The sequence below is a fragment of the Lawsonia intracellularis PHE/MN1-00 genome (assembly GCF_000055945.1).
GTDB lineage: Bacteria > Desulfobacterota > Desulfovibrionia > Desulfovibrionales > Desulfovibrionaceae > Bilophila > Bilophila intracellularis.
Genome location: NC_008014.1, coordinates 145431 through 148400, shown reverse-complemented (window position 1 = coordinate 148400; position 2970 = coordinate 145431). Strand labels below are relative to the sequence as shown.

Below are 2970 nucleotides of genomic sequence, written 5' to 3'. Positions count from 1 at the left end.
AAAATACTTATTTATTAATAAAAATTATTATAAAATATTACTATAAACTTACATATATTTAATGTATTCCTAATTAACAAATGAATTTAAATTTTAATAGTACATATAATTATATATTATTTTTTTTCTAAATACATTAGAAATAAAATAAAATAAATATACTATATATATATATATAACTTTTTTATTAAAAAGTATTAATATAGTTAATTGAATAACAATTAAAATTTAATAAATAAAACATTTTTTGCATTTATAAAAATATATAACTAATATTACTATAATATATGTACATTAATAATGCATATAGTTATTTATGTATTAAATTAGTAGTAGACAATAATAGATTTAATATAAGATATTAGTTCAGTAATGAAAAAATATTAAAATACGACACAATAGATAACAGTATATTCATATATCTAGCTATATGAACCCCTTTATATATCATGAACGATAGTTCATACTATATTTAAAAAGGGTTAGAGTAAATAGGGATAGTGGTAATAAAAAATGGTTATTATGGGTTGATTTAATGACTTTGAGTTCTTATATATTAGAAAAGTTCTAATTATATCCTACATTGCTTACCTATTTGTTCCAACAAAAAATCTAATCTCTTTTTTTATTACTCAATATCCATTAAAAGTTACTGATCAACACATGGAGAACTATCATGTCTTCTTCCATATCCAAATATTTCCCCCCAGCTTTTAAACTCATTTTTTTTGTAGAACTATGGGAACGTTTTGGGTTTTATGGTATTCAAGCTATTTTTGTCCTCTTCATGATTCAAGACTTACGTATGTCTGATGCTACTGCTGAAAATCTATTTAGTGCCTTTATTGGTCTTGCATATACTTTTATGTTCATTGGCGGATGGATTGGAGACAAAATTATTGGAACCCAACGTACGCTTTTAGCAGGAGCTATTACTCTACTATGTGGTTATCTAATCCTTTTTATAGGTACAAATGGAACCATCACAATGGCACTTAGTATTATTATCGCAGGGAATACACTTTTTAAAGCAAACCCTTCAACATTAATAGCAAAAATATTCCCTTATGAACATCCAAAGGCCGAAAGCGCATTCACATTATATTATATGTCTATTAATTTAGGCTCGTTTATTTCCATGCTTATTGTGCCATATCTTTATACAGCATTTGGATTCCATATGGCTTTTGGAAGCAGCGTCATAGGGCTCACTCTTGCTATCTTAGCCTTTATAATTAAACGAAAATGGCTTGTAGGTCTTGATTCACCTCCAGGATTTGAACCACTATCCCTAGGTGATATTGTTGTTCTTCTCAGTATAGTAATAGGTATCAGTGGTATTTCCATGGTTTTACTTAGTCACCTTTATATTGCCTATACCATGTTATACTGTGCTGCAATTATAGTATTACTTATGATCTTTCGAGAAATCAAACTTTCCAATAGTCAAGAAAGAAAAAAACTTATTGTTTGCCTTTTTCTTATTGTCGAAGCTGTTGGTTTTTATATTCTCTATCAACAAATGCCAACCTCCCTTAATCTCTTTGTTATCCGTTGCACAGACCATATGATTTTAGACTTTCCTATAGAACCTGCAGCCTTCCAAAGTCTCAATCCTGTATGGATTATTGCTGCAAGCCCTATCATGGCATATATTTTTAGCCACTCAGCAAAATACGTCTCTTTACCTTCTAAATTTGCTGCAGGAATGTTCTGTTGTGCTCTTGCCTTTTTATCGTTAGGTGTTGCTGCAAGTTATACACAATCATGCGAAGGTATTATCTCTGGAAACTGGGTTGTTATTACATACTTTTTCCTTAGTATTGGAGAATTATTAATCAGTGGCCTAGGACTTGCTATGATAGCAAAACTTGCTCCTCAAAGAAGTACAGGATTCATGATGGGTGCTTGGTTTATTTCACAAGCACTTGCTACAATTTTTGGAGGATTTATAGCAGCTCAAGTTGGTATCCATCCAGAAATGAATATTCCTACTTCACAACTAACCAATAATTATGCAGCGCTTTTCCTTGCTCTTGGAAGTGCTTCACTGTTTGGAACTCTTTGTATGGCTGCTATTGCACCAACGCTCACTAAAAAACTTAGCTTAAAAAAATGACTGGATACCTAATAAATAGTAATAGTGAAAAAAATAGTTGCTAAAAATAAAAAAAAAGTATAGTTATTAATATTAGTTTACTAATATTTTAGTAAACTGCTTATATAATACTGCTTAATACTAAAAATATTAAACTAATATTTTTAGTTGTTATCACTACTAAATGAAAAATACTTTCCTAAAAAATTAACAAAAAATATAGCAAAGTTATTAATGAAAAGGATATCCCTTTAATGGTAACAAATACACAAAATAATGTTTGTAGACTAACAAATCTTAGAAAAATGACAAATATAGCTATCTATACTATTTATAAATCTATTTGTAATAACTTCCTATCATGTTCAGGAAAGAGTAACGCTCTATAAGCCAACTACTACTTTCTCACTTAATAGTATTTATTCTTTAAATAGTATTACAAATTCCCCAAGGGGGTAACACCCTTTTGTGTAACCTCTGTGAAGACTCTTCAACCCCCTCCCTAAAAATGAAGAGCTCATTGAAAACAATAGTAGGAGAGGAGGAAACCCTATGTTTTCAAGAAATCACAACAACACAAAATATCCCCTTGGTTCATTTATAATCCTTCCTAGCAACCTTTAACCTTCTTCTTATTTTTATCTCTATTAGAACAATATTCCATCCATATCTCTTTATAATAATTCTTAATAGTTATATAAGGAAGATAATAAATAATAATAATAATAATAATAATAATAATAATATATCAACACTGATACAGTCATGATATGCATCAAATATAAGATAATCTATTTAATCTAGATAAGTTAAGAACCTAATCAAAAGAAAAGAAGTAGATAACTAAAATAAAAGAGCTGTAACTTTAGTTA

The 2970-nt window shown here is 28.7% G+C and carries 1 protein-coding gene; it reads left to right on the top strand.

Going from position 1 to position 2970, the window contains the following annotated elements:
• The first annotated feature begins 676 nt into the window (after positions 1-676).
• Entirely contained in the window at positions 677-2119 is a 1443-nt protein-coding gene (locus tag LI_RS07240; RefSeq protein ID WP_011527409.1) for an oligopeptide:H+ symporter, read from the top strand.
• Positions 2120-2970: the final 851 nt, after the last annotated feature.